General features: G+C 35.1%; 17 protein-coding genes. 8 read left to right on the top strand and 9 right to left on the bottom strand.

Features of this window, described 5'->3' with window-relative positions; translation table 11 throughout:
- Positions 1 to 73: 73 nt before the first annotated feature.
- A complete protein-coding gene (gene pheT / locus AC1RRQ_RS10805; protein ID WP_493023032.1) occupies positions 74 to 2,494 on the bottom strand; it encodes a phenylalanine--tRNA ligase subunit beta in 2,421 nt (806 codons plus the stop codon).
- Between the two features lie 273 nt (positions 2,495 to 2,767).
- On the opposite strand from pheT, the gene AC1RRQ_RS10800 reads away from it, so the two are divergent.
- The 3 genes from AC1RRQ_RS10800 (at position 2,768) to AC1RRQ_RS10790 (ending at position 5,829) form a co-directional block, all read left to right on the top strand.
- Entirely contained in the window at positions 2,768 to 4,273 is a 1,506-nt protein-coding gene (locus AC1RRQ_RS10800; RefSeq protein ID WP_493023031.1) for an aldehyde dehydrogenase family protein, read from the top strand.
- An 82-nt stretch (positions 4,274 to 4,355) separates the two neighbouring features.
- Positions 4,356 to 5,390 carry an alcohol dehydrogenase AdhP gene (adhP, locus tag AC1RRQ_RS10795; RefSeq protein WP_493023030.1) on the top strand — a complete coding sequence of 345 codons (1,035 nt, stop codon included), beginning with the start codon at positions 4,356 to 4,358 and terminating at the stop codon, positions 5,388 to 5,390.
- 64 nt (positions 5,391 to 5,454) lie between these two features.
- Entirely contained in the window at positions 5,455 to 5,829 is a 375-nt protein-coding gene (locus AC1RRQ_RS10790) for a DUF779 domain-containing protein (RefSeq protein ID WP_493023029.1), read from the top strand.
- A 255-nt stretch (positions 5,830 to 6,084) separates the two neighbouring features.
- Here the strand turns inward: AC1RRQ_RS10790 and AC1RRQ_RS10785 are convergent, their stop codons facing one another.
- The 5 genes from AC1RRQ_RS10785 to AC1RRQ_RS10765 all read right to left on the bottom strand — a co-directional run bounded on the left by AC1RRQ_RS10785 (position 6,085) and on the right by AC1RRQ_RS10765 (position 13,611).
- A complete protein-coding gene (locus tag AC1RRQ_RS10785) occupies positions 6,085 to 7,005 on the bottom strand; it encodes an AraC family transcriptional regulator (RefSeq protein ID WP_493023028.1) in 921 nt (306 codons plus the stop codon).
- A gap of 73 nt (positions 7,006 to 7,078) precedes the next feature.
- Positions 7,079 to 7,942: a bestrophin family protein gene (locus AC1RRQ_RS10780; RefSeq protein ID WP_493023027.1), complete on the bottom strand. Its 864-nt coding sequence runs from the start codon at positions 7,940 to 7,942 to the stop codon at positions 7,079 to 7,081.
- A 27-nt stretch (positions 7,943 to 7,969) separates the two neighbouring features.
- A complete protein-coding gene (locus AC1RRQ_RS10775) occupies positions 7,970 to 9,280 on the bottom strand; it encodes a TolC family protein (RefSeq protein ID WP_493023026.1) in 1,311 nt (436 codons plus the stop codon).
- Positions 9,281 to 9,348: 68 nt separating this feature from the next.
- Positions 9,349 to 12,444: an efflux RND transporter permease subunit gene (locus tag AC1RRQ_RS10770; RefSeq protein ID WP_493023025.1), complete on the bottom strand. Its 3,096-nt coding sequence runs from the start codon at positions 12,442 to 12,444 to the stop codon at positions 9,349 to 9,351.
- A 108-nt stretch (positions 12,445 to 12,552) separates the two neighbouring features.
- A complete protein-coding gene (locus tag AC1RRQ_RS10765; protein WP_493023024.1) occupies positions 12,553 to 13,611 on the bottom strand; it encodes an efflux RND transporter periplasmic adaptor subunit in 1,059 nt (352 codons plus the stop codon).
- A 557-nt stretch (positions 13,612 to 14,168) separates the two neighbouring features.
- Between AC1RRQ_RS10765 and AC1RRQ_RS10760 the strand changes: the two genes are divergently transcribed.
- The 3 genes from AC1RRQ_RS10760 (at position 14,169) to AC1RRQ_RS10750 (ending at position 16,339) form a co-directional block, all read left to right on the top strand.
- Positions 14,169 to 14,768, top strand: a complete 600-nt coding sequence (locus tag AC1RRQ_RS10760; RefSeq protein ID WP_493023023.1) for a peroxiredoxin family protein — start codon at positions 14,169 to 14,171, stop codon at positions 14,766 to 14,768.
- 28 nt (positions 14,769 to 14,796) lie between these two features.
- Positions 14,797 to 15,651, top strand: coding sequence for a hypothetical protein (locus AC1RRQ_RS10755; RefSeq protein ID WP_493023022.1), 855 nt, complete (start codon positions 14,797 to 14,799; stop codon positions 15,649 to 15,651).
- 79 nt (positions 15,652 to 15,730) lie between these two features.
- Positions 15,731 to 16,339: a PAS domain-containing protein gene (locus AC1RRQ_RS10750; RefSeq protein WP_493023021.1), complete on the top strand. Its 609-nt coding sequence runs from the start codon at positions 15,731 to 15,733 to the stop codon at positions 16,337 to 16,339.
- Positions 16,340 to 16,709: 370 nt separating this feature from the next.
- Here the strand turns inward: AC1RRQ_RS10750 and recG are convergent, their stop codons facing one another.
- Positions 16,710 to 18,818: an ATP-dependent DNA helicase RecG gene (gene recG / locus AC1RRQ_RS10745; RefSeq protein ID WP_493023020.1), complete on the bottom strand. Its 2,109-nt coding sequence runs from the start codon at positions 18,816 to 18,818 to the stop codon at positions 16,710 to 16,712.
- A gap of 248 nt (positions 18,819 to 19,066) precedes the next feature.
- Between recG and AC1RRQ_RS10740 the strand changes: the two genes are divergently transcribed.
- Both AC1RRQ_RS10740 and AC1RRQ_RS10735 read left to right on the top strand, forming a co-directional pair.
- Positions 19,067 to 20,833 (top strand): hypothetical protein, encoded by a 1,767-nt coding sequence (locus tag AC1RRQ_RS10740; RefSeq protein ID WP_493023019.1) that lies wholly within the window; start codon positions 19,067 to 19,069, stop codon positions 20,831 to 20,833.
- Between the two features lie 50 nt (positions 20,834 to 20,883).
- Positions 20,884 to 21,423: a DUF1697 domain-containing protein gene (locus tag AC1RRQ_RS10735; RefSeq protein WP_493023018.1), complete on the top strand. Its 540-nt coding sequence runs from the start codon at positions 20,884 to 20,886 to the stop codon at positions 21,421 to 21,423.
- Position 21,424: 1 nt separating this feature from the next.
- On the opposite strand, the gene AC1RRQ_RS10730 is transcribed toward AC1RRQ_RS10735, so the two are convergent.
- Both AC1RRQ_RS10730 and AC1RRQ_RS10725 read right to left on the bottom strand, forming a co-directional pair.
- Positions 21,425 to 21,928 carry a hypothetical protein gene (locus AC1RRQ_RS10730; protein WP_493023017.1) on the bottom strand — a complete coding sequence of 168 codons (504 nt, stop codon included), beginning with the start codon at positions 21,926 to 21,928 and terminating at the stop codon, positions 21,425 to 21,427.
- A 5-nt stretch (positions 21,929 to 21,933) separates the two neighbouring features.
- Positions 21,934 to 22,677, bottom strand: a complete 744-nt coding sequence (locus AC1RRQ_RS10725; RefSeq protein WP_493023016.1) for a Dph6-related ATP pyrophosphatase — start codon at positions 22,675 to 22,677, stop codon at positions 21,934 to 21,936.
- Positions 22,678 to 22,762 lie beyond the last annotated feature (85 nt).

Genomic DNA, 22,762 nt, shown 5'->3' with positions numbered 1-22,762 from the left:
AAAAACGTATAACAAAACAAAACCCGACAGGCTTTAAAAATCTGTCGGGTTTGAATATGTATATAAATAACCGTTATCTTAAGCTTGCGCCCAATTCAGTTTCAAAAGTCTGCTGTAATTTCGACATGATTTTATCGATTTGAGCATCTGTAAGCGTTTTTGTATTATCCTGAATGGTAAAGCTTAAAGCATACGATTTCTTTCCTTCCGGAAGTTTGCTTCCCTGATAAACATCAAATAAATTAACGTCTTTTAAAAGCGCTTTTTCAGTTTGTCTTGCCAAATTGAAGATACTTTCGTAAGTTACTTTATCGTCGATTAATAACGCTAAATCTCTACGAACTTCTGGATATTTAGGAATCTCAGTATATTTAATTTTTCCGGTAATGATTTTTAAAACCAAATCCCAGTTAAAATCAGCATAATAAACATCTTGTTTAATTCCGAAATGCTTTAAGATCGATTTTTTAACCACACCCATTTCAACTAATGTATCATTGTTGTAGCAAATAGAAGTTCCTTCTGAGAAAATATCAGACTGAACCGGAGCATTCGAAATTTTTTCAATTCCCAAACGGGCTAAAACACCTTTTACATATCCTTTTAATAAAAAGAAATCAGTTCCTTTTTGCGGATTTGTCCAGCTTTCTTTGTTTCTGTTTCCAGAAATAGAAAGAGTCAAATGTTTGTGTTCTTCGTAACCGTTAAGGTATTTATGATAGGATTTTCCGAATTCAAATAATTTTAAATCTGAATTTCTTCTGTTGATATTATATGAAATTGCTTCTAAAGCAGAAAACAATAAAGATTGACGCATAGTCGATAAATCACTGCTTAAAGGATTTAACATCGTAACGTTGTGCTCTTCTTTTAACGCAGTAGATAATTTAGCGTAAGCGGCTGTTGTTAAAGAATTTGCCATCATTTCATGAAACCCTTGCGAGTTCAATTGAGAAGCGATAACATTTTGTACTTTATAATCTTCTGTTCTAGGAGAATTGGCGACTGTTGCATTGAATTTTTTAGAAAACTCAATATTGTTGTAACCATAAACTCTTAGAATTTCTTCGATAACATCAATTTCGCGCTGTACATCTACACGGTAAGCAGGAATTGTTAATCCTAAACCAGTATCTGAAACGCTGTTTACTTTAATATCTAAAGAAACCAATATTTTTTTGATCGTATCTTTCGGGATTTCCTGTCCGATGATTTTAGAAACATGGCTGAAATTCAATAAAACAGAGAAATCTTCTACTTTTTTAGGATATACTTCAACTACATCAGAAGTAATTTTTCCGCCCGCCACTTCCTGAATCAAAAGCGCTGCACGTTTTAAAGCATATTCTGTAATCGTTGGATCAATTCCTCTTTCAAATCTAAAAGAAGCATCCGTATTCAATTGATGTCTTTTAGCCGTTTTACGAACGCTTACAGCATCAAAATAAGCACTTTCTAAGAAAATAGTCGTTGTTCCTTCAGAAACTCCAGATTTTTTTCCACCAAAAACACCCGCAATACAAAGTGGTCCTTTTTCGTCGCAAATCATTAAATCTTCGGCATGTAACGTTCTCTCAACATCGTCTAATGTTGTAAATTTAGTTCCTGCAGGTAATGTTTTAACAATTACTTTTCCGTTGATTTTTGCGGCATCAAAAGCATGAAGCGGCTGTCCTAATTCATGTAAAACATAATTAGTAACGTCAACAATATTATTTTTTGGAGTTAAACCAATTGCTTTTAAACGATCTTGTAACCAGGCAGGAGATTCCTGAACAGAAATTCCGGAAATGGTTACACCGCAATATCTTGGTGCTAAAGTTGGTTCTTCAACATTAACATCAATTTTAAGCGTACGCATGTCTACTCTAAAATTACTTACAGATGGTGTAATCAATTCAATATTTACACCGCGTTGCAGCATTCCGGCTCTTAAATCACGTGCAGTTCCAAAATGGCTCATTGCATCGGCACGGTTAGGTGTCAATCCAATTTCGAAAACTTCATCATTTGTGATTTGAAAAACTTCGGCAGCCGGAGTTCCCGGAACCAGATTTTCATCCAGAACCATAATTCCGTCGTGGCCTGTTCCAAGACCTAATTCATCCTCGGCACAGATCATACCATGGCTTTCCTGTCCGCGGATTTTACCTTTTTTAATAGTAAATTCAGCACCATCTTTATCATATAAAACAGTTCCAATAGTGGCAACCGGAACCTTTTGTCCCGCAGCAACGTTTGCAGCACCGCATACAATTTGTATAGGAGCTTCTAAACCAATATTTACGGTAGTAACATTTAATCTGTCGGCATCAGGGTGTTTTTCGCAAGTAAGTACATGTCCTACAACAACCCCTTCTAATCCGCCTTTAATAGATTGATATTTCTCGACAACTTCAACTTCAAGACCTAAATCTGTCAATAATTCTGAGGTTTGTTCGGATGTCCAATCGGTTTTAATGAATTGTTTTAACCAGTTGTAAGATATTTTCATTTTAGTTTTATTCTTTTTATGAGGATACAAATATAAGGATTGAGAATTGTAGTAAGAAAGAAATTATTTGGTTTTTTCTCATTGTATTTAATTGCTGAAAAAGCTTACAAGAATAACTTTTTTCTATTTTTAATACTAATATTTTAATAAAAAAGCATTAAAATAAACTTATAAAAGCAATTGTGTAAATTTTGTGCTATTAGATGAACGAAAAGTGCTATTCTGTTTCAGATTATGAAGGTAAATTTGGATGAATCCAAAAATTTACTAATTATGAGCACGACCACACAAAGACCAGATTTCAAGGCAAAATACGACAATTATATTAACGGAAAGTTTACGGCACCAGTAAGCGGGGAGTATTTTGATGTACTTTCTCCAATAGATGGAAAAGTATTTACAAAAGCAGCTCATTCCAGAAAAGAAGACCTTGAAAAAGCTGTTGATGCAGCCCATGAAGCCTTTAAAACATGGGGAAAAACATCAGTAACAGAAAGAAGTATTATACTGAATAAGATTGCCCAGAAAATGGAAGACAATCTGGAGTATATCGCAACCGTAGAAACGATCGATAACGGAAAACCAATACGCGAAACATTGGCAGCCGATATTCCGCTTGCCATTGATCATTTCAGATATTTTGCAGGTGTAATTCGTGCCGAAGAAAGTTCTATTGCCGAGCTTGATTCGCAAACGGTTACAATTGCATTAAGCGAACCATTAGGTGTTGTAGCGCAGATTATTCCGTGGAATTTTCCAATTCTGATGGCAGTTTGGAAAATCGCTCCGGCTCTTGCAGCAGGAAACACCATCGTTTTAAAACCGGCCGAAAGTACGCCAATTTCGATAATGGTTTTAATGGAATTAATAGGAGATATTCTTCCTCCGGGAGTTTTAAACATTGTAAACGGCTTTGGTGCTGAACTTGGGCGTCCGTTGGTTACAAACAAGAAAGTGGCTAAAGCCGCGTTTACAGGTTCGACTACAACAGGACGTTTGGTCATGCAGTATGCGACTGAGAATATTATTCCGGTAACATTAGAATTAGGCGGAAAATCACCGAATATTTTCTTCCCGTCTGTGGCAGATCACGACGATGATTTCTTCGATAAAGCAATTGAAGGCGCTGTATTATTTGCTTTAAATCAAGGCGAAATTTGTACTTGTCCGTCAAGATTATTGATTCATGAAGATATTTACGACAAGTTTATCGCTAAAGTAATCGAAAGAACAGAAGCCATTATTGCCGGAAATCCGTTAGACAAATCGACTATGATTGGCGCGCAGACTTCGCTGGTTCAAAAAGAAAAAATCATGTCCTATATTAAATTAGGAAAAGAAGAAGGTGCAGAATTGCTGACCGGAGGAGATGAAAATCATCTGGGCGGAGATCTTGAAGGCGGTTATTATATTAAACCGACTTTGTTTAAGGGGCACAACAAAATGAGAATTTTTCAAGAGGAAATCTTCGGGCCTGTTTTGGCTGTTACGACTTTTAAAACCACCGAAGAAGCTATTGAAATTGCCAACGATACCATGTATGGTTTAGGTGCCGGAGTCTGGACGCGTGATGCACACGAAATTTATCAGGTTCCAAGAGCAATTCAATCCGGTCGTGTCTGGATAAACCAATACCATTCTTATCCTGCAGGTGCGCCATTTGGAGGTTATAAACAATCCGGAATTGGGCGTGAAAACCACAAAATGATGTTAGGACAATACCGCCAGACCAAAAACATGTTGATTTCTTACGATAAAAAGAAACTGGGTTTCTTCTAGAAAAGTAATATCCCTATTAAATATAAACCTGGGCATAATGAGTTTTAGTAAGCTTATTATGCTCGCTAAATCATTCTTTGTTATGTTACCAAAAACGATGAAAGCTGCTGTTATTAGAGAATTTGGTTCTCTTTTAAAAATTGAAGAAGTTGAAGTAAAAAGGCCAGGCAGAAATGAAATTCTTGTAAAAGTAATTGCAAGTGGTGTTTGCCATACTGATTTACATGCTGTTGAAGGCGATTGGCCGGTAAAACCTAAAATGCCATTGATTCCGGGACACGAAGCGGTAGGTTATGTGGCCGCCGTGGGACAGGATGTTAAAAATGTAAAAGAAGGTGATGCCGTTGGTGTGCCTTGGCTTTACAGTGCATGCGGAGGCTGTGATCAATGTATTACAGGCTGGGAAACGTTATGCGACAGTCAGCAAAATGGCGGTTATAGTGTTGATGGTGGTTTTGCCGAATTTGTAATTGCAGATGCACGTTATGTTGGAATTTTACCTTCGAATGTGAATTTCATGGAAATGGCTCCAATTCTTTGTGCAGGTGTTACCGTTTACAAAGGGCTTAAAGAGACAGAAGTGAAACCGGGAGAATGGGTTGCAATTTCCGGTATTGGAGGTTTAGGACACGTTGCCGTGCAATATGCAAAAGCAATGGGAATGCATGTCGCAGCTATTGATGTTGCCGATGAAAAATTGAATTTAGCGAAAAAACTAGGCGCCGATTTAGTGGTGAATGCAAAAAATCAAAATCCTGGAGAATTCTTAAAGAAAGAAGTTGGTGGAATGCATGGGGCATTGGTAACCGCAGTTTCTCCTATAGCCTTCAAACAGGGTCTTGAAACATTAAGGAGAAAAGGTACAATGGCATTAAACGGACTTCCTCCAGGTAATTTTGATTTATCAATTTTTGATACTGTTTTAAACCGAATTACAATTCGCGGTTCGATTGTAGGAACGCGTAAAGACATGAAAGAAGCCATCGAGTTTGCTACCGAAGGAAAAGTAAAAGCCACGGTTAATCCGGCAAAACTAGAAAACATAAATGAGGTTTTTGATCAGATGAAAAAAGGGCAGATCGAAGGACGAGTCGTTCTTGATATTGCAAATGCTTAATTATAAACTAAAAAGCAGTAAATTTATGAGAATGAATTTACTGCTTTTTTAAATTAACAGCGTCATGGTAAAAAGATTAGATGCAACAAAGGAGGCTATTGAATTAATCCATGTTCTAAAAGAAAAACATGGCGATTTGATGTTTTATCAAGCTGGCGGATGCTGCGAAGGAACACAGCCGCAGTGTTTTGAAAAAGGCGGTTATTACCAGAGAATGGGTGACGTTTGTATTGGAACGATTGAAGATACCGAATTTTGGGTCGATAAAGATTTATTCGAATATTGGAAACATGCTCATTTTACGCTCAAAGTTATTGATGCTTTTGGCGTAGGTGGTTTTTCTCTAGAAACACCTTTAAAAAAGACTTTCCAAATTGAATACCGAATTTTTACTGAAGATGAGGAAAAGGATTTGGAGGAGGTGAAGGTTTTTCTTTAAGCTTCTAAGTTTCTAAGATACTAAGGGGCTGAGTTTTTTAGGTTCAGAGGGGCAGAGCGACAAAGAGACAGAGGTTTTTCTGCAGCGTTTGTCATTTCGAGGAACGAGAAATCGCACACGAAACTCCGCATAGTATGTCGATAATCTTTGTCGAGCTTCTAATGTGATTTCTCCCTTCGGTCGAAATGACAAATCCTGCGGAAAAGCCTTAAAAAAAGCCTTAGAATCTTAGCTCCTCAGTACCTTAGAACCTCACTAATTAACATATAAAAGCTGATACTGTTTCGGAGTAATTCCCTCGTGTTTCTTAAACAATCGGATGAAATAATTGGCATCTTCAAAACCAGATAGGTAACAGACTTCATTTATCTGGATTCCTGGGTTTTTAAGCAGTTTTTTGGCGTGTTTTATTTTTTCGCTTAAAACATACTCAATCGGACTCATGCCTAATTCTCTTTTAAAGAAGCGATAGAATGAAGTAGTGCTCATGCAGGCTTTTTCGCTGAGACTTTTTAGGTTTATGTTTTCTTTTAAATTGTGTTTGATGAATTCTGTTACTTCAAAAATGGGATTATTGGACTGAATAGATATGCCTTCATCAATAGATTTTGCGGTTTGAGTCTGTATAATTCTAATTAATAATTCTTGTAAAGTTAAATCGGCTAAAGCATCTTTTGTAATAGAAGTGCTCATGCATTCTTTTATCAATTTATTGATTGTGGCAGCAAGATCTACATTATTGTAAAAGAAATAATTATGATAATTTAACTGCCAGTTTATGTCGCCTTCTTTTGGATAACGTTCGTTTAAGAAGTTTAAGGTTTCGTTGATTTTAGAATTATCAATTGCTAAAGCCAGACATTGAGTAGGATTTAGTTTAGAAGCTTCCGGAAAATCAATTTTCATTTCGATATTCGACGGAATTACAACCGTTTCACCCGGAAGATAATCAAAACCGGGTTCGTCAAAAAGATGCATTATTTTTTTACCACGAAGCATGCTTGTTACCACAAAATCATTGAATTTTAACGGCACAAGATTAGAAGACTCGTAGGTTTCAAATAGATTTAATTCGCATTGATTAAGCGTATACACGCTCCTGTTTTCAACGAGAGTTTTAAGCGATTTTTCATTGGATAAATGAGGCGGATTTATTAAAACACGTTGATTTTGCATTGCCATTAAATTTTTGAGTGGAAACTCTAAATTTAATAAAAATATGTTTAGCAATTTGTGATTTAACGTTTTATTAAATCAGTTCTTCGACATGTTTCTTGATATTTTCCGAAATTTTTTTAGTTGGAAGATCGTTTTCATCGTCTCCAAACGGATCTTCAATTTCTTCGGCAATAAGCTCTAAACTTGCCAAAACATAAAAGATGAAAACCACAACAGGCGCAACCAAATATCCTAAACTTACAGAATATCCAAACGGAAGTGTCATCGTATAAAAAAAGATGAACTTTTTGATAAAAGCGCTGTAAGAGTAGGGAATAGGCGTGTTTTTAATTCGCTCGCAGGCACCGCAAATATCTGTAAAAGCGACTAATTCGTCATTTAAAGTAATAAGCTGTTCTCCTGTAATTTTTTTTGCATCATACAAATCATTGATTTTATGATACATGATTCTTTTTAGCTGATTAGGCTTGTGTTTATGATGATCAAGTTCTAAATCGACATCTTCAAAAAGTTGTTTGCTGGTTTCTTCATCTTTTAAATGTTTGTGCAGAATATCAGCATATAACGGGATAAATTTTCTAAAGAAATTTCGATCGTTTTCGTCTTTTAAAATAGCCGAAAGTTTAATAGCAAGATTACGGCTGTTGTTTACCAAACCGCCCCAAAGTTTACGGCCTTCCCACCAGCGGTCATAAGCCGTATTGGTTCTAAAAACAAGCAATAACGAAATTACAAACCCAAGCATTCCGTGCATGATAGGAATGTTGTGTATGTAATCGTTTTTGTTGACTTTAAAATAATGAAGTTCCAGATATCCAACCAAAGCAGAATAAATTCCGATAGCAATCATTACAGGAAATAATTTTCTAACGGTATCTGATTTATGAAAATGGAATATAAAAGTAAACCAATCTTTGGTATTATACGTGATCATTTAAATTTGTTTTACAACAAATTTAGTTTAAAAATTAATATTTCCTGCTAATTCTTTAAGTGCAATTTCAGATAATTTTGCCTCATATTGTGCGTTGCTGTAACGTACTTTTGCATTGACATAATTGAGCTGAGCCGTTCTAAAATCAAGCGTTGTAATGGTTCCAATTCTAAATTTATCCAGCGTTATATCAAGATTTTGTTTGGCGATAGCTTCATTATCTTCTTCTAAATCAATTAATTCTAAATTGGTTAAATAGGTTTGAAATGCGGTGCTTAACTGCGTATTCAAAATCATGTTTTGCTGCTCGATTGCGATTTGAGAATTTTCAATTTGAAGTTTCGCTACCTTTTCATTTCGATGCTGATTAAATCCATCAAAAATATTCATAGAAGCATTAAAACCGTATGTAAAACCCTTTGAAGAGTTTTCGCTTGTAAATCCTAAACTTGACTGGCTTTCAGAGAAATTATAGCCTGAAGTTAAATTTACTGTTGGGTATCGGCTTGCTTTTACTTGTTTCAGCTGTAATTCCGCAATACGTTTATTGATAATCTGCGATTCTAAAGCCGGATTTTGCTTTTGCGCCAAGTCCATTAAATCGGCTAAAATCAATTTATTATCAACTGTAACCAGATCAGTTACCGTGAAGTTAATTTTAGGATCACGGGCTAAATATTGGTTTAATACTATTTTAGCATTGGCATACGATTCTTTTTGTCTTAATAAAGTAACCTGATCTGTATTTAGATCAACCTGCGCATTTAAAACTTCTAATTTTGAAGCTTTACCAATAGTGAAACGGTTTTGTGCTAATTGAACCCTTTGTTTAGAAATGACAATTGTAGTATCTAAAGCCGCTAATTGATGCTGTTGCTGCACTAAATCATAATAAGCCGAATTTACCTGACCAATTTTAACCAAAATGGTTCTTTTCAGCTCAGCATCGCCTAATTTTTGAAGCTCTTTTAACTGATCGTATCTGGCAAACATTCTCATTCCGTCAAAAACAGTCCAGCCTAAGCTGACTCCGTACGTTAAACTGTTGTTTTTGGCATTATTTAATGTAGTCGATGTTCCGTCCTGACGTACCTGCGTCGAGTTGGTAACGCTGTTGTTATCTACAATATTAGCTGTTGCAGTTGGCAGAATACCAGCATTTCCTACGGTAACGTTTGTTTCGCTTATTGTCGAATTATTTTTGGCAATTTTAATTTCGAAATTATTCTCTAAAGCAATTTTCATCGCTTCTTCAATAGTCAAAACTTCTTGCGCATTTGCTTTGAAAATGCAGAAGAAAAGAAGTATTAGAGTGCGGAATAAAATTTTATTATTCATGTTATTTTTCTTTTGCCTTGAATTCACCAATTATTTGATAAAATTCGTGAATTCAGGGCTAATAATTTTTATTTACTTTCTTTTTCGTATTCGTCGATATGATCAAATTCCGGATAATGTTTTCGGGCTCTTGACCACATAAAATAAATGGCCGGAATAACAAAAAGAGTCAGTGCAAGAGAGAAAATAGTTCCTCCCACAATTACAACCCCCATACCAATTCTACTTGTAGATGCAGCACCAAGCGACATTGCAATTGGCAATGCACCTAAAGCAATGGCTAAACTCGTCATCAAAATTGGACGCAAACGTGCCTCTGAAGCTTCGAGAATAGCTTCCATTTTGGATTTACCCTGTTCTCGTAACTGATTGGCAAATTCAACAATCAAAATACCATTTTTAGTTACCAGACCAATAAGCATTACGGTTCCAATCTGGCTGAAAATGTTCCAGGTCTGATTGAATAACCAAAGCGAGAATAAAGCTCCTGCAACGGCCATTGGTACGGTTAAAATGATAATAAACGGATCGATAAAACTCTCGAATTGTGCCGCAAGAATCAGGAAGATTAATAATAAAGCCAGTCCAAAAGCGAAAGAAGTATTCGAAGAACTTTCCACAAAATCTCGGGATTCTCCACTTAAATCGGTTGTAAAACTTTCGTCCAGCACTTTAGCTTTAATTCTGTCCATTTCCTGAATACCGTCGCTGATACTTTTTCCCGGTGCTAAACCTGCAGAAACTGTAGCCGACATATAACGGTTGTTGTGGTACAATTGCGGCGGATTACTCTGCTCAGCCACGTTTACAACGTTGTCCATCTGGATTAATTGACCTTGTTTATTTTTTACAAACATCGAAGTCAAATCTAAAGGTTTCGATCTGTCTTTTTGATCGAACTGACCAATAACCTGATATTGTTTTCCGTTTTTAATGAAATAACCAAAACGCTGTCCGCTTAAAGAAAGCTGTAAAGTCTGTGCAATATCAATAATAGAAATTCCTAAACTTTCGGCTTTCGCACGGTCAATGCTGACGTTAATTTCCGGTTTATTGAATTTTAAATTCACATCGGTAGTCGAAAACACATCACTTTTACCAACTTCGTTCATGAAAACAGGGATTTTTTCTCTTAATTTATCAAAATTAGGAGCCTGAATAATGTATTGAATCGGTAAACCGCCACGTCTGTTTACTGCAATTGTAGGCTGTTGTGTTACCGAAGTTTTGGCGTTAGGATATTGCTTCGTCCATTTGGTTAATTTATCTGCAATTTCTTTTTGAGATTTTTTTCTTTCGTCAACATCTTTTAAAGTAAGTCTCACCAAGCCGCTGTTCACTGAATTTGAGCTGAATCCTGGAGAGGTAATAACCAAACTTACTTTTTTCTCCGGAATAGAATCATCAATTAACTTTGAGATTTCCTGCATAAAACGATCTGTATATTCGTATGATGATCCTTCTGGAGTTGTCATACGCATGGTTACAGAACTTCTGTCATCATAAGGAGCAGTTTCTTTTGGAAGAATGGTAAAAAACAAATAAATCAATCCAAAACAAGCAATTAAAATAGGGAAACTAATCCATTTTCTATCCATGAATTTAGTCAGCGCTTCGGCATAACTGCTGTTCATTTTTTCAAAAAATGGCTCTGTTTTAATGTAGAATTTAGATTTTTTCTGCTCGCCGCCTTTCATTAAATAAGCATTTAACATTGGTGTTAATGTCAAGGATACAAAAGCCGAAATTAATACGGCAGCTCCAATTACGACTCCAAATTCCCTAAATAGCCGGCCAACGAAACCTTCCAGGAAGATTACAGGTAAGAATACCGCTGCCAAGGTTACTGAAATCGAAATTACGGCATAGAAAATCTCATTTGAACCTTTAATTGCAGCTTCAATTGGCGACATTCCTTCTTCAACCTTTTTAAAGATATTTTCGGTTACCACAATTCCATCATCTACAACCAATCCGGTTGCCAAAACAATTGCTAATAAGGTTAATACATTAATAGAAAACCCAAAAAGCCACATGATAAAGAAAGTAGCAATTAACGAAACCGGAATATCAATTAAAGGTCTGAAAGCAATGGCCCAGTCTCTAAAGAATAAATAAATAATAATGATTACCAGAACAATAGAAATCCCTAAAGTTTCGGCAACCTCAAGTACTGATTTTTTTACGAATATGGTATTATCAAGCGCGATATTCAGTTTAATATCTTTTGGAAGATCCTTTTTTAAGGCTTCGTATTTTTTGTAGAATTCTTTCGAAATATCTAAGTAATTGGCACCAGGCATCGGCACAATAGCCAAACCAATTAAAGGAAGTCCGGACTGACTTAATTTTGTTTCCAGATTTTCCGGTCCTAATTCGGCGCCTCCAACATCGCTTAAACGAACGATTTTGTCACCATCGGTACGAATGATAATATTGTTGAATTCTTCTGGTTTAGAAAGGTTTCCAACTGTTTTTACCGTTAATTCAGTATTGTTTCCAGTTAGTTTTCCTGACGGAAGTTCCACATTTTGCGCATTTAAAGCAGCACGGACTTCGGCCACTGTACAGCCGTAAGCGGTAAGTTTTACGGGATCGATCCATAGACGCATGGCATAACGTTTTTGTCCCCAAATTTGAACTGCACTTACTCCCGGAATTGTTTCCAATCGCTGCGAAATAACATTCTCGGCATAATCACTTAATTCTAAAGAGTTTCGGGTATCACTTTGAACGGTCATCGAAATAATTGCGTCACTATCGGCATCTGCTTTAGAAACAACCGGCGGTGCGTCAATGTCCTGCGGTAAACTCCTGATGGCTTGCGAAACTTTGTCACGAACGTCGTTTGCTGCTTCTTCTAAATCTTTATCCAGATTAAACTCGATAGTAATATTACTGCTTCCCTGATTACTCGAAGAAGTGATGTTTCTAATTCCGTCAATTGCATTTACGGCTTTTTCCAGAGGTTCTGTAATCTGCGATTCGATAATATCAGAATTGGCTCCGGTATAGTTTGTTCGAATAGAAACCTGTGCAGGATCGATCGAAGGAAATTCTCGCACGCCCAAAAAAGTATAACCAATAAAACCGAATAATATGATTAATAAATTCAGTACAATGGTTAAAACAGGTCTTTTTATACTTGTAGTTGATAAACTCATGTGTGATTTTAAATTTTAGATTGTTGATTTTAGATTTCAGATTTATCGCTAAATCTTACTGCTATCTTCAAATCTATATTCAAGTCTTTAAGACTTTTGACTTTACGACTATTTTACCTTAACTTTAATTGGTGCTTCGTTTTTTAATGACATGACACCGCTTGTAATTAAAGTATCTCCGGCTTTTAATCCTGATAAAATCAAAATAGAAGAGTCGGTTCTTGTTGTAGCATCAACCATAACTTCTTTTGCTTTTCCCATATCGGCAATAAAAACTTTTTTACCGTCTTGTATCGGTATGATAGCCTGAGAAGGAACCACTATAGCGTCTTTAATAATATTTAATGGCAATTTGACGTCGGCAAAAGTTCCAGGGAAAAGTTTACCATCGGTATTATCGGCAATGGCGCGAATTTGCAGTGTACGGGTTGCAACTGCTATTTCTGGCTCAATGGCGTATATTTTTGCTGAATAAGTTTTTGTTGAACCGGAAACGGTAAAATCGATCACAGATCCTGATTGTACCTGTGAAGCATATTTCTCCGGAATTGAGAATGTAATTTTTAATTTTCCTGTATTAACCAGTTTTGCTACTAAAACAGTTGGCGTGATGTAAGTTCCCGGAGAAATAGAACGTAATCCTATTTTTCCTGAAAAAGGAGCTTTTACGGATGTTTTAGAAATTTGCGCTCTAATTAATTGAGTTTGGGCTTGCGCCGAAGCGTGATCTGCTCTTGCAACATCTGCTTCTTCCTGACTGATAGCCTCTTTTTGAAGTAATAATTTGGCTCTTCTTTCGTTTTCTGCAGCTAAACCTTCTCTGGTTACGGCTTGTCTCAATTGTGCTTTAAGTTCGATGTCGTTTACTTTAAAAAGCACCTGACCTTTATTCACATAAGTTCCTTCATTAAAATAAATCCCTTCTACAATGCCCGAAACTTCACTGTGAATTTCAATTTGTTCATTGGCTTCGATAGAACCTGATAACGACAAATTATTATCAAATGTCGAAGTTTTTACGACAATTCCGGATACAGTTGTTGGTGCGTCTTTGTCGCCAAATTTTTTAGATTCGTCGTTTTTACCTTTATTAGATATTATCCTATAAGTGATAAATCCTCCTAAAATGATGATTATTAAGGCGTAGATTAGATGTTTTAATTTCATAAAATGTAGGTGAATGTGTATTTTGGTGTATGTTTTTAGCAGCTAGCAAATTTAACTTTTTGTGCCGAAACCGAAAGACGTTAGCTTTTATTTAACATTTGGATCACAATAATTTCAACATGTATTTAGCAGTGCATAGTCGTAAAAAGTTTGCTGTTAGATTATACTTTCGATAAAAGGTTTAAAAATAAAACTGTTTTTTTTTGATTATTTTCTTTTGGTGAAAGGTATTTGGTTTTAAATCAGGTAGATACTGGTTTTTACTTTATTAAAATTATTTCATTTTTTAGAATAAATCCATACGAAAGCTTGTGGTTACTAAACTTTAGTAAAATTTTTTGTTTTTGTCCGATTTTCTTTGCAGTTTATCGATTTAATTTGTATTATTGATATGTTAAACAAAATGATGGTTTAGCTAGTATTTATTGAAGAATACTCTTAAAATAATTGTTAAAATAGTAGGCTTGGTGTAGTTTTTTGCGTTTTTTAAAGAATTTGATTGATAATTGTGTTAACAAGTGTTTATAATTTCTGTTCTTAATTAATAAAAATGTTATATGAAGAAAAAAATACTCCTATGTTTATGGTTTACCTTATTATTGGCTTCAATAAGCTTTCTTTTTTGGCAGAACGAATTTAAATACAGTCTGCCAACCCCCATTCCTAAAAACTATCATAGTATAGCCATGGGAACAAAAATAGACTTGTCTCAATGCTGTGCTTTTGATAATAAGCCAGTTTTCTTCCATTTCTTCAATCCGGATTGTCCATGTTCGCGATTCAATGTACCGCATGTAAGCGAATTAATTAGAAAGTACGGAGATCAAATAAATTTTAAAATTGTAGTCTTAAACAAACACAAGACATTTTCTATAGCAGAAATCCAAAAGAAATTTGGCGCCGAAATTCCTGTTTATTTTGATGAAGGAATTGCCAAAAAATGCGGTGTAATTTCGACGCCGCAGGCCGTTCTTTTAGATCCTTCGCATAATTTATATTACCGTGGTAATTACAACAAAACAAGATATTGTACAGATGCTGATAGTAATTACGCCCAAATGGCGATTGACTCGCTGTTAAAACAAAATAATTCGCCCTCATTTAATGCTTTAGCTCTAAGAGCTTACGGATGTTCGTTACCAAATTGCACTAAATAAATCTATCATTAACTTAATTTTTTTACCTATGAAAACAAAAGCCAGTTTAAATGAGCAAGATTATCTGCACAGTTTTATGTCTACTATGACACAAAAATCAGATACGATTATTAATTATGTTCTAGCCGTTTATTTTCTTCTCGGGATCGGATTGTCGTTTAAATACGATACCTTCGAAATTGGAGTAGGAGTAGGAACGCTGAACCTGTTGGCGTATTATTCGGCAAAGTTTTTTGTGAAGAATTCTAAATTCTATCAGTATGTTTTGTCGGTTGTACTGGCGATTTTTATGGCGCAGTACATTTATCAAATGCATGGTTTGTTCGAAATGCATTTTACGGTTTTCATTGCCAGCACTATTTTAATTATCTATCAAAACTGGAAACTGCAGATTCCTTTAACAATTTTAGTCGTGCTTCATCACGCTGGTCTGGCTTATTTGCAAAATTTCGTTTATAATGATGCAAATGGTCTTCAGGTTTATTTTTCTCAGGTAAATTTTGATTTAGAAACACTTATTATTCATACGGTTCTGGCGGCAGTTGTATTTTTTATGAATGGCTATTGGGCATATTATTTTAAAGAGCACAGCCACAATCATATTTCTAAAATTTCGGATGAATATGAACTAGAAAACATGAAACTGGCTTCGGCTAAATTCAGCTCAATGTCGGCTACAAAAGAGTATAATGACTTCATTCACAGAACGACTTTAGATTTAAAACTTCCGGTAAATTCAGTTTTAAAATTAATAGATGTTTCTAAGGGGCATACGGACAACGACAAGCTTCTGACTTATCTGGATATGATGAGAGAAAGCGCAAAGAAAATAGATGATTTAGTGAATGATATTCACGTAAAATCGACTAATACAAGAAATTAAACAGTAAAAATCCAACTTCCAAAAAAAACATTTTTACACGCAGCCTTACCATTATTTATTAATTTTTAATAGAAAATTTATGGATACCAGATTTACCCGCCCAACTCCCTCAGACCGAGAAGTAGACTGGAATAAAAATAAAGTATTACTTAGTAAAACAGACAAAAACGGAACAATTCTGTATGCCAATGAAGATTTTATAGATGTTTCCGGATACGATGAATTTGAACTTATTGGACAGCCTCACAATATTGTGAGGCATCCTGATATGCCAAAAGTGATTTTCAAGTTTTTGTGGGACAGTATCAAATCCAGCGAGAATATTCATGTCATTATAAAAAACATGGCCAAAACCGGACGTTATTACTGGGTTGTAACCGATTTTAAAATTATAGCCGATACGAGCGGAGATGGCGACATAGTTGGGTATTTCGGAACCAGAAAATCAGTTCCGGAACCTATTATCACAAAGTTTATTGAGCCTTTATACAAAAAACTGCTGCAAATAGAAGAAGCAAGCGGCATTATAGCTTCTGAAGAATATCTGGTTGGTTTTTTAGAAGAACGCAAGAAAACGTATATGGAATATATCGATCATTTGATCGCAACCGGAAAAGATGACAAAAACAAAATAAGCAAAGGCTTATTCAGCGGTATATTTGATAAAAAAAGTCCGCCTAAGAAATAATAAAAACTAAGTATGCTTCATTGTATCACTCAAATATTCACTAAAAAATTTGCCCCCAACAAATCTAATCACCTGAATATGACAACTTATAATTTAAGCTGGATGCAGTGGAGTGTATTTTTTTTCTTTAAGCTGCTAAGGTTCTGAGGTACTAAGGAGCTAAGGTTTTTTTAGTTTTAAAGCTGGCGCTTTAAAGTGTTGTCATCCTTCGAAGCCGAAGGCTTATACGCCCACAAAAAAGAAAACTCAGAAGCTTAGCATCTCAGCAACTTAGCCTCTCAAAAAAATTGTCATCCTGAGCAAAGCCGAAGGCTTATACACCCACAAAAAAGAAAACTTAGCATCTTAGTACCTCAGTACCTCAGCCCCTCTAAGAAATATAATTCCAAATATTCTTTTTCTTCGTTAATTCTAAAAACACCATTTTTAGAACGGCATGTTCTGGTTTTTGCAAAGGAGGATCTTCTTTTAAGATTTTCATGGCGTAGTTTCTGGCTAAAGACAAAATTTCTCTGTCTTTTACGATATCAGCGATTTGAAGGTTTAAAACACCGCTTTGCTGTGTTCCCATTAAATCTCCCGGACCGCGAAGTTTAAGATCGACTTCGGCGATTTCGAAACCGTCGTTGGTTTGAACCATCGTCTCCATTCTCGTTTTACTGTCGGTGCTGAGTTTGTGGCTTGTCATTAAAATACAATAACTCTGTTCAGCGCCACGGCCAACACGTCCGCGTAACTGATGCAATTGCGATAAACCAAAACGTTCCGCACTTTCGATAATCATAACGCTGGCGTTGGGTACATTTACACCCACTTCAATTACGGTTGTAGCCACCATGATATTGGTTTTTCCTTCAGAGAAACGTTTCATTTCGGCATCTTTATCGGCCGGTTTCATTTTTCCGTGCAGAATAGAAATCGAATATTGAGGCAGCGGAAAATCTCTGGAAATACTCTCGTAACCGTCCATTAAATCTTTATAATCCATTTTTTCAGATTCCTGAATTAACGGATATACAATATAAATCTGTCTTCCTTTCGCAATTTCATCACGCAGGAATTTCCAGACTTTCAATCGGTTCGAATCAAAGCGATGCGCCGTTTCGATAGGTTTTCTTCCCGGCGGTAATTCATCGATTACAGAAATATCCAAATCGCCGTATAAACTCATGGCTAAAGTCCTCGGAATTGGCGTTGCCGTCATCACCAAAACGTGCGGCGGAATCTCATTTTTCTTCCACAATTTTGACCTTTGCTCTACACCAAAACGGTGCTGTTCGTCGATTACGGCCAAACCAAGATTTTTAAACTTTACCTTATCTTCTAATAAAGCGTGTGTTCCTATTAAGATCTGCAGACTTCCGTTTTCTAAATCTTCATGAATAATTTTTCTTTCCGAAGTTTTCGTAGAGCCGGTAAGTATTTTAATATTGATATTTAATGTATTGGCAAATTCAGATAATCCAATAAAATGCTGATTGGCCAGAATTTCTGTCGGCGCCATCAAACAAGCCTGAAAACCATTATCTATAGCCAAAAGCATACTCATAAAAGCCACAATTGTTTTTCCTGAACCTACGTCTCCCTGTAGTAATCGGTTCATTTGGGCGTTGCTTCCCATATCAGTACGGATTTCTTTTATTACCCTTTTTTGGGCATTGGTCAGTGCAAATGGAAGATGATTTTGATAAAAATCATTAAAAAGTTCACCCACTTTTGTAAACGGATGTCCTTTAATTTTATGTTTTCTGATTAAATTTTTAGTGATTAACTGCAATTGAATAAAAAACAATTCTTCAAATTTTAATCGGAATTGGGCTTTCGCCAGAGCATCGGCACTCTTAGGAAAATGTATGTTGAATATGGCGGCTCTTTTCGGAATCAGCTTTAATTCTTCAATTAAATAAGGCGGAAAAGTTTCGGTAAACAAAGCCTGGGTTTCAATAAACAATTGTTCCATTAGTTTATTAATGGTTCTGTTTGAAATGCCGCGGTTTGTCAGTGTTTCTGTTGAAGGATAAACGGGCTGCATAGCCGATCTAAGACTTTTTTCGTGTTCGCTCAACAACTCAATTTCAGGATGTGCCATACTGAATTGACTTCCGTACAAAGAGCATTTTCCAAAAATTACAATCTGTTCGTTCAGCTTTAAACTTTCTCTAATCCATTTATGTCCCTGAAACCAATTTAAATCAATCTGCCCCGTTTCATCCACGAAAGCGGCCACCAAACGTTTTTTATTTTTAGCAAATTCAACGGTTTTTATGTTGATGATTTTTCCAATAATCTGAACTTCACTTCCTGTATTCTGAAGTTCATTAATCTTATAATATCGCGTTCTGTCAATGTAACGATTGGGATAAAAGTTCACTAAATCTCCGTATTTATGAATCCCTAATTCCTTACGAAGCAGCTGACCACGACTTGGGCCAACACCTTTTAAGTATTCGATAGGAGTTTCAAGGAGATTATTAGACATGAAGGGAATTTTAGATTTTAGATTTTAGAGTTTAGATTGTTGATTGTTGATTTGGAATTTGGATTTTACAATTTGGATTTTAGATTTTAGATTGTTGATTTGGAATTTGAGTTTTGGAATTTTCAAACTTTACAGACAGCGAATATAATTCTTAATTAGGAAATTTGAAAGCATGAAATAATTGGATAAGTATTTTAACAAATAAAGATAATTCTTAGATTTGTTAAAAATGATATAAGCCCCTAATTATGATTAACGAAGAAAAAGTACCTTTTGAAACTTTAGAATTTGCCGGCATTACATTTAAAGTGATTAACCGACACGCAGCTCACGATATTATTGGAAATCTTACTGATTTTAACAACCAGAAAATCTACAATGTTTTTGAAGATACCTGGCGTTTTCCTGATTACGAAGAAAATCCAATTTTTCTTTTAGCAGAAGACGATGTAGAAATGGATTCGTTTGAAATGGATTTTAGTACAGAAGAACATCAGGATATTTTCATACTAGGATTTATTTTTAAAGGAAGCCTGTCGGTTACGAAACTCATAAGTTCTTTTGATACAGATAATTCACCAGCTTTAATTGTATTGGGAGAAACAACAAGTGTAAATATTACTTTGTTTGGAAGTGTTCATTATTTGGGAGGCGGTGTAAAATGCGATGCGCTTTTAGGCGAATACAATCATGGTGAACTTTTTGTAAAAGGCGATGTTACAGCCTGGTTAATTTACAGCGATGATATGCTCATGCATTTTGAACGTTTTACAGATGTTCAGGCTGTAATTAGTGTAAACCGACCTGATGTATTAATCTGCAGTAATGTTACGGACCAGGATGGAGCAGTAATTACGATTGAAAACTACTTTCCTTCGACCCATAAATTATCGGATATTGTACACGATTCTTTTATCGAATTATCAGATTATGGTACCGAGATTTTAGGAAACAATTACTATGAAGACGCCTTTAAACAAGGACTTTCGATTTTGGATTACGACAAAACGGAAAAGTATATGTATGCTGATTTCCGCAATAAGTTTATAGAAATGGTCAAAGTTTTGTCTGAACTCGAATATATAGGCAGATTTAGCAAAGAAAGTGAAGGAAGCGAATATTCGTTTATTCCGTTTGAGTATGAAGGAAAGAAATACAGTCAGATTTCTGAAGATATTCAAAATGATTTTAATATTAGATTACGCGCTTTATGGTGTCATGATGATGAAGAAATCACGCTTATACTGGAATATTTATACGAAGATGGAAATCCAAAATACCAATGGGCTAACAATGAAACAGCTCCCGGAATTGAAATGTTTTGTGTAAAATGTGCTGTAATTAAAGCTTTTGAAGTACTTACTACAGAAACTTCTGAAGAAGAAGATGATGAATATGAGGATGAAACAGAATATGCGGAGTATGACAGCAGTTTTTCATTAGAAGATTTTTCAGTTCAATTTGGTAGTTATGCCTTACCGGAAGATTTATTAAAGCTATATGAATTTGAGCAGGAATTTAGTGCAGAAACGTATTCTGAATGTTTTGGACTTACCATTACAAATGAAAAAACGGGAATAAAAACATGGTCAGAAAAAGAAGAATTTTATAATAGTTTTATTGAATTTGCTGGAGCAAACGGTTCTGGAAGTTCTTATGCATACTGGTTAATAGACAATGATTTAAATAACTGTCCTATAGTTGTTTTTGGTGATGAAGGCGGTATTCATGTCGTGGCTGAAAATACACGTCAATTGATTCATCTTTTGACTTTAGATACAGAAATTTCAGTTGATTTTGATAATGCTTATTTTTATAAAGACGAGGAATATTACTCAGAAAATGAAAATAAAGAAGAATTTCAGCAATGGGTTAAAACAGAATTTAACCTTCATCCGATAGAAACTAACGAAGAAACAGACGAGATTGTAAATCAAGCCAAAGCAAAATATAAAAAACGATTAAATGATTTCCTTATCAAGTTTGATATAGAAATTGGCGAAGATGAAGAATAGTTGTTCTATAATCATCAAATGAATTTTTATCTTTGAACAAAACTTAAGCAATGACAACACATTTAGCTCTTTTACGCGGCATTAACGTTTCTGGTCACAATATGATGAAGATGGAAGCTTTGAAAACAATGTTAGAAAATATTGGTTTTCAGAATGTTCGCACCTATCTGCAATCCGGAAATGTTTTTGTAGACAGCGAAGAAGATGCTGCAAAAGTGGGTTTCATGATCAAACAGGAAATTTTTAAAGTTTTTGGACACGAAGTACCAACAATTGTAATTACAAAAGAAGATTTAGAATTGTGTTTTAAAAACAGTCCTTTTTTAAAAGAAAAAGATCTAGATACCAAGAAATTGTACGTTGCGTTTGTTTCGATTCCTTTGAAAAAAGAAAATATAAACGACTTAAAAATCAGTCAGTTTAAACCAGACGAAGCCAGTATTGACGGTAACCGAATTTTTATTAAATACGCCGTTGGTGCAGGAAAAACTAGATTTGATCAAAAATACATAGAGAAAAAACTAAATGTAGTATCTACTATTCGAAACTGGAATACGGTTACGAATTTACTCAAGATGTACGAAGAATAGCTTAATCACGCAGCCATTTCTGCATTGCAGGAAAGGATGCTTTTTGTTCTTTTTCTGCACGTTCCTTTCCAAAAGATAAACCAATCCATTCCAGAAAAGGAAGTCCAATATATGTACCGCTTGTAAAATTTGAAATAAGCCAATCAGACTGGCCTTTATAACCATTTGGATGAAACACAAACTCTAATGGTAATTTTAAATGATTCAAGGCTGCATAAGACCATAAAATTGCCGCTATTTCTTCGCCTTGTGTCGGCCATTCGGCAGAAATTTCAGCTGTACCAACTAATTCTCTTTCTTCAGAAGCGGTAACTGCCAAATGCCCGGCTTCGTGCAGTATATCTCCCGGGTATAATAATTTATCATAGTCTATATAAATACAGTTTGATCCTAATTCTAGTCCGGGTAAAAAACTTGTTTCGACTTCTTTTTCCATAACATTAATGCCAATTTCATCAAGAAATCCTAAAACCTTTTTTAATTCTTCACTTTGTTTTAAATACATACAAATTAGTTTTTAATTAAATCACAATACCAAAATCCATAATCAAAAGCATCAGACGAATTTGTATCACAGGCCGTATTTGACGAATCTTGATTTTTTGGATTTTCATATTTTCGATACACTATTTCGCCTACTTCAAAATTTACGGGTTCAGAAAATATCGGACCATCAAAAGTAAAGGTATGAAATTCGCCGTTTTCTCCGCAAACATCTACATTATCAGGTAAATCATTTATAAAGTCCTGATCTATAATTCTTCCAACAAAACTTTTATCTAAGTAACGTTCGTTTACACAAACCACAATAGTTTTAAATCCGAGCGATAAAAATTCCTGAATTAAATCGTGAGTTGGGATTTTCCAAATAGGGAAAACACCTTCAAAACCTATTTTAGCCAATTGTTCCTCTCGGTATTTTCGTAAATCTTCGAGAAAAATATCCCCAAAAACAGAATGAGTAATTCCTTGGTTTTTTAATTCGGTTAAGGTTTCTGTCATTACATTTTCATAAACTTCCATGGTAGGCATTTCCGGAATTTCCATAATTTTTAACGGAATTCCGATGTTCTTAGCTTGTTCTTGTAATAATTCAACACGAACGCCATGCATTGAAATCCGCTGATATTGCTGATTTATACTCGTAAGCAGATATTCAATTTTGAAATCAGAATTTTGGAGAATTTTATATAATGTCAGAGCAGAATCTTTTCCGCTGCTCCAGTTAAATAAGGCTTTTTTGGGTGTAGACACGTTTGATTATTTTTCTATTGTAAACTTACAAATTTCATTCGATTTGTATATGAAACCTTTGTAACTTTGGGTTTTTACATGCCTA

The organism is Flavobacterium sp. GW821-FHT12A05 (assembly GCF_058807735.1).
The sequence above is the reverse complement of the archived record's forward strand: the minus strand, read 5'-3'. Positions and strand labels throughout refer to the sequence as shown.